3 protein-coding genes and 1 pseudogene are annotated in these 6,075 nt (G+C 66.4%); all 4 read right to left on the reverse strand.

Annotation, left to right across the window (positions count from 1 at the left end; all coding sequences use genetic code 11):
* On the reverse strand, positions 1-3,080 hold a 3,080-nt coding region (locus FJ546_RS30960; RefSeq protein WP_181168158.1), incomplete at its 3' end, for a DUF4347 domain-containing protein.
* The gene (locus tag FJ546_RS30965) at positions 3,037-3,927 is read right to left on the reverse strand and encodes a DUF4347 domain-containing protein (protein WP_181168159.1); all 891 of its coding nucleotides are present in this window, start codon (positions 3,925-3,927) and stop codon (positions 3,037-3,039) included. The genes FJ546_RS30965 and FJ546_RS30960, both read right to left, overlap by 44 nt.
* A gap of 610 nt (positions 3,928-4,537) precedes the next feature.
* The gene (locus FJ546_RS31870) at positions 4,538-4,717 is read right to left on the reverse strand and encodes a hypothetical protein (RefSeq protein WP_064985486.1); all 180 of its coding nucleotides are present in this window, start codon (positions 4,715-4,717) and stop codon (positions 4,538-4,540) included.
* Positions 4,718-5,417: 700 nt separating this feature from the next.
* Positions 5,418-6,075, reverse strand: a pseudogene (locus FJ546_RS31875) (hypothetical protein); the annotation flags it as partial.

Genomic DNA, 6,075 nt, shown 5'->3' on the forward strand with positions numbered 1-6,075 from the left:
GTTGCTCCGGTCGAGCCCGTTGCGCCTGTATCGCCGGTCGCTCCGGTCGAACCTGTGGCACCCGTATCGCCAGTTGCCCCCGTGGCTCCGGTTGCGCCTGTCGAGCCTGTGGCGCCGGTATCGCCGGTCGCACCTGTGGCTCCAGTTGCTCCGGTCGCACCTGTGGCGCCGGTCGAACCGGTGGCACCCGTATCACCAGTCGCACCTGTGGCACCGGTTGCTCCGGTCGAGCCCGTTGCGCCTGTATCGCCGGTTGCTCCGGTCGAGCCCGTGGCACCCGTATCGCCGGTTGCGCCGGTTGAACCAGTGGCGCCTGTATCGCCAGTCGCACCTGTGGCACCGGTTGCGCCGGTCGAGCCCGTCGCTCCGGTATCGCCGGTTGCACCTGTAGCGCCGGTCGCACCTGTGGCTCCAGTCGCTCCGGTCGAGCCCGTGGCACCCGTATCGCCAGTCGCACCTGTGGCTCCGGTTGCGCCGGTTGAACCAGTGGCGCCCGTATCGCCGGTCGCGCCTGTGGCTCCGGTAGCCCCAGTCGAACCCGTGGCACCCGTATCGCCAGTTGCCCCCGTGGCTCCGGTTGCTCCAGTCGAGCCGGTGGCGCCTGTATCTCCAGTCGCGCCAGTTGAGCCTGTAGCCCCAGTTGAACCTGTTGCTCCAGTCGAACCTGTGGCACCGGTATCGCCAGTTGCCCCCGTGGCGCCGGTTGCGCCTGTCGAGCCTGTGGCGCCGGTTGAACCAGTGGCGCCCGTATCGCCAGTCGCACCAGTGGCGCCGGTTGCTCCAGTCGAGCCCGTGGCTCCGGTATCACCGGTTGCACCAGTGGCACCGGTTGCTCCGGTCGAACCGGTGGCACCCGTATCGCCAGTCGCTCCGGTGGCTCCAGTCGAACCTGTTGCTCCGGTATCGCCAGTTGCACCTGTGGCTCCAGTTGCTCCGGTCGAGCCCGTTGCGCCTGTATCGCCGGTCGCTCCGGTCGAACCGGTGGCACCGGTATCGCCAGTCGCACCTGTGGCTCCAGTTGCTCCAGTCGCACCTGTAGCGCCGGTCGAGCCTGTGGCTCCAGTCGAGCCCGTGGCTCCGGTATCACCGGTTGCTCCGGTCGAACCCGTGGCGCCCGTATCACCAGTTGCGCCAGTGGAACCTGTAGCTCCAGTAGAGCCCGTCGCTCCGGTATCGCCGGTGGCACCAGTGGCACCGGTTGCTCCGGTTGAACCAGTGGCGCCCGTATCGCCAGTCGCACCTGTGGCGCCGGTAGCTCCGGTCGCGCCCGTTGCACCGGTGGAACCCGTGGCTCCGGTATCACCGGTTGCGCCAGTGGAACCTGTAGCTCCAGTAGAGCCCGTGGCGCCTGTATCGCCGGTTGCTCCGGTCGAGCCCGTGGCGCCCGTATCGCCGGTCGCACCCGTGGCGCCGGTTGCACCAGTCGAGCCAGTGGCGCCTGTATCACCAGTCGCGCCTGTTGCTCCGGTCGCGCCAGTCGAGCCCGTGGCGCCGGTATCACCGGTTGCTCCGGTCGATCCCGTGGCGCCGGTATCGCCAGTCGCGCCAGTGGCTCCGGTAGCCCCAGTCGAACCCGTGGCACCCGTATCGCCAGTCGCGCCTGTGGCGCCAGTTGCTCCGGTCGAGCCCGTCGCGCCGGTATCGCCGGTCGCGCCAGTGTCGCCGGTTGCGCCTGTGGCTCCGGTCGAGCCCGTCGCGCCGGTGTCACCAGTCGCGCCTGTGGCTCCAGTCGAGCCAGTGGCACCCGTATCGCCAGTTGCGCCTGTGGCGCCAGTTGCTCCGGTCGAGCCCGTAGCGCCAGTTGCTCCGGTGGCACCAGTATCGCCGGCAGCGCCCGTGGCTCCGGTTGCACCGGTCGCGCCCGTGGCTCCGGTCGCACCCGTGGCGCCGGTCGCACCAGTGGCACCGGTCGCGCCCGTCGAACCTGTAGCGCCCGTGGTACCTGTAGCTCCGGTCGAGCCTGTCGCTCCCGTCGAACCTGTGGCGCCCGTATTGCCGGTCGCCCCTGTGGCACCGGTCGCGCCCGTCGAACCCGTTGCGCCTGTCGAACCGGTGGGGCCAATGTTTGTTCCAGCAGATGAAGTGGCTACCGCAAAGACACCGTTGCTGGTGGCGGCGTCCGCACTAGCAACCGTAACCGTACCAACGCCAGAAGCCGGAACCGTAAAGGTTCCTGCAGCAACTTGGGTAAAATCTTGATTGGAGTTGTTTCCCGCCTGTGGGACGAGCGCAGTAATCGTATATGTTGTCGACACTCCAGTCGAGGGAACGTTGATCAAAATCCCAACTGACGTGAAGGGAGAAATGGCCTCAGATGGAAGAGAAAAATAGGCAACAATAACGCCGGTAGAAGTGGTAACATAATAATCAACAGTAAAGACACTACCTGGAACATTCGCGGCTGTATCAAGCGTACCATTAAGGGTAATTTCCACGCTCAATATGCCCGAATAGCTCGCGACCCCCGTCATCGTCAGCGGCGCCACTTGCCCGGCCGCCAGTTCCCATTGGCCACCCAGGGCGGTCGCGCCGACCAAAGCGCTGGCGGCGCCGACATAAACCCCGGCAGCATCCTCGAGCGCCTCGACAAACGCCTCGCCAGCCGCGCCACAGCCAGTCTCGCAACTCCACAGCCGCAGGTCGCCGTCCTCGGTCAGGGCCCGGCCGATGGCGGCCAGGTCGCCGGCGTCGCGCGCCAGCGTCTCAGCCGACCATTCGCCGGCCGCGAAAGCGACGCGTCCAGGCGCGCCGTGGGCGATGACGTGCACAGCAGCAAGGCCCCGGCGACCAGCCAGGGCTGCCGCCATCTGCGCGGCCGCGGGCCGCGTGGCATCGAGCAGTACCGGCTGCACGCCGGGCCGTAGCCCTGCCAGAAGGGTCTTGATGTCGCTGACGGCGGGATCGATGAAAACGACTTCGGACGTCATGGCATGATCGCCCTGGGGGTATTGGGGCGAAACTTGCTGTGTTGATGCGTAAAGGCCCGGCCGCGTGGCGACCGGGCTAGGGAAGGGAATTGGATGGTTCAGCACGACATCACCCCCTTTGTCCGACGGCGCCGGACGGAGGCGCGGGTACATCCACGGTGAAGCCGGCCGAGGTGAACTTGCCGGCTTCGTCGAAGACGCCGACGTCGAGGCCCGTCGATCCGCCGGGCACCTTGACGGTGATCCGGAAGGCCCTGTTCGCCATGTTCGGAAGACTGATGTTGCCGACGATCGAGCCGTGGTCCCTGTCGACCACGAAGTAGGTCGTCGAGCCGGCCGCCAAGCCGCTCGGGACCAAGCCGGATACGGTGATCTCGATTGCCGCAAGAACTGCTGCGTAGCTCATGATGCCCCCCCGGGTCAGCGGCGGCCGTGCCGCGGCGTGCTTTGTTGTCTTCACGTTCAGTTTCCAGTCGCCGCCCAGCGTCGGCGACCCGACCAGGTCGTTCGCCGCCGCGACCGGCGTTCCCGTCGCGCACGACAGCGCGTCGATAAAATTGCTTCCGGCCGCGCCGGCGCCGGCGTTGCAACTCCACAAAAGCAGTTCGCCGCCTGCGCCCAGCGCCTGGCCGATCGCGGCGAGATCGGCCCCGTCGTCATCGAGCGTCGCGGCTGACCATTCGCCCGCCGCGAAGTTCACGTGGCCAGGCGCGCCGTGAGCGATGACGTGCACGGCGTCGAGACCGTCGCGGCCTTCGAGCGCCAGCGCCATCTGGCGCGCCGCCGGGCGCTTGGCGTCGAGCAGGATCGCCTCGACCCCCGGCCTCAGATTGGCGAGGATCGTGCCGAGATCGGATACAGAGGGATCGACAAAAAGGATCTCGGAAGCACCAGCGGGCGCGTCGGTTCGCCCATTCGGGCGACCAGTTGCTGAGGCTGGCAGCGGAAGAATTTGGCGCCCATCGAGCCGGGGCACAACGCCCTGGGGCGCACGCGACAACACTTGATTCACACTACCCACTCCCGTCACCCGTGCCGCCGACGCCTCGACGGCAAACTCGCGAGTGAACTCCGGAATGGGAGCGTCTGCCTTCCGCCGAGGACAGACATAGACGCGGCGTCTCACGGCGCGCCTGATGGGCGCACCTTCGTCATCCGCTAAATAGCCTTGCTACCCAGATCCCTGCCCAAACTCGCCTGCACAGACCTTACGGCCACCCGACCGTGTGATCTGTGGGCACCCTCTATACCCATACATTAGTAAAATCGAAAATTAGCGATTTGTAAACTATTAAGGAAGGACTTGGTAAATTCCCAGGAGCGGGGCAGCAGACCTCGGTCAATATTGAGGTGCCGGACTCGCGCAAATTGTTTTTGGAAATCTAAGGCTTGGCGGCCTCCTTTAAGTTGCTTTCAATCCGCGAATGGTCGCCATGGCCGGGCCAGCCGCGGACCCCCCTGCAGGCGGCTGACCCTGGTACCAGGCATGCCCTACGATGCTGCGCGAGCCGACAAAGCACGAATGAAAAGCGCGCGGGGTCCGCTTTCCAGCGAAGCCCGCGCGCCCGTTCTCCAATCTGGACCGGTTACCGTCCAGGTCCATTCGCCGCTCAGTCGTGCGGCTTCAAGAGATCCTTCAGGGACGTCTTGACGGTGTGGTCGTTGCTGGCGTAGCCGGCGCCAGGCTTGGTCTGATCCGAGGTGAGATCCGTGCTCGCTCCGGAAGGCTTGTTCTGGTTGTTGCCAGATCCGCTGATTGTCTTGAGGACGTTCAGCAGGTCTGTCGTCACCGAAGTCGCCGCAAGGCTGACCAGGCTGCGGAACGACCCATGGCCGCCGGAACCGCCGCCGCCGTCAGTCGAGCTGGACTGCAGGAACTTCGTCGTGTCCGTCAGCCCCAGCGTGCTGGCCGTGACGTTGGCGTTATGCCCGCCGTTGCCTTGGCCTCCGGAAGAGTTGCCCTGTCCCTGATGTCCGCTGTTGTCGGCATTGTTATGATCCCCGGAATTGCCCGGCGCAGGCTGTTCTCCGTTGCCGTGGCCGTTGTTGCCATGACTACCAGTGTCACCGCCACCCGAACCAGTTCCTCCGGTCGGGCCTGTCGGACCTTGCGAGCCTGTTGCACCAGTCGCACCGGTTGCCCCAGTCGAACCTGTGGCACCAGTCGCTCCGGTCGCTCCGGTGTCGCCAGTTGCTCCGGTCGAGCCTGTTGCCCCAGTCGAACCAGTCGCTCCGGTAGAGCCGGTTGCCCCAGTCGCGCCGGTCGCACCTGTCGCTCCGGTAGAGCCGGTGGCTCCGGTCGAACCAGTCGCTCCGGTAGAGCCGGTTGCCCCAGTCGCGCCGGTCGCACCTGTCGCTCCGGTAGAGCCTGTCGCACCAGTCGCACCGGTTGCCCCAGTCGAACCTGTGGCACCAGTCGCTCCGGTCGCACCGGTGTCGCCAGTTGCTCCGGTCGCGCCGGTCGCACCCGTCGCACCCGTGGCTCCGGTGTCACCCGTTGCGCCAGTCGAACCAGTTGCACCGGTCGAACCAGTCGCTCCAGTCGAGCCTGTCGCTCCGGTCGCACCTGTCGCTCCGGTCGAGCCTGTTGCTCCGGTCGAACCGGTTGCACCGGTCGATCCCGTGGCACCGGTCGAGCCAGTTGCGCCGGTCGAGCCAGTTGCACCCGTCGAACCTGTTGCACCCGTCGAACCGGTCGCTCCAGTCGAACCTGTTGCACCCGTCGAACCGGTCGCTCCGGTAGAGCCGGTTGCCCCAGTCGAACCAGTCGCTCCGGTCGAACCAGTGGCTCCGGTCGAACCTGTCGCTCCGGTTGAGCCTGTTGCTCCGGTCGAGCCGGTCGCCCCAGTCGAGCCTGTTGCTCCGGTCGAGCCTGTTGCTCCGGTCGAACCTGTCGCTCCGGTCGAACCAGTGGCGCCGGTCGAGCCTGTCGCTCCGGTTGCCCAGTCGAACCAGTGGCTCCGGTTGAGCCGGTTGCCCCAGTCGAACCAGTTGCGCCTGTCGCTCCGGTTGCCCCAGTCGAACCAGTGGCTCCGGTTGAGCCTGTTGCTCCGGTAGAGCCTGTCGCTCCGGTCGAGCCTGTCGCACCAGTCGAGCCCGTCGCTCCGGTTGAGCCTGTCGCTCCGGTCGAACCAGTGGCTCCGGTCGA

Origin of the sequence: Mesorhizobium sp. B2-4-19, assembly GCF_006441315.1 — a bacterium.
In the GTDB taxonomy this organism is placed as follows: domain Bacteria; phylum Pseudomonadota; class Alphaproteobacteria; order Rhizobiales; family Rhizobiaceae; genus Mesorhizobium.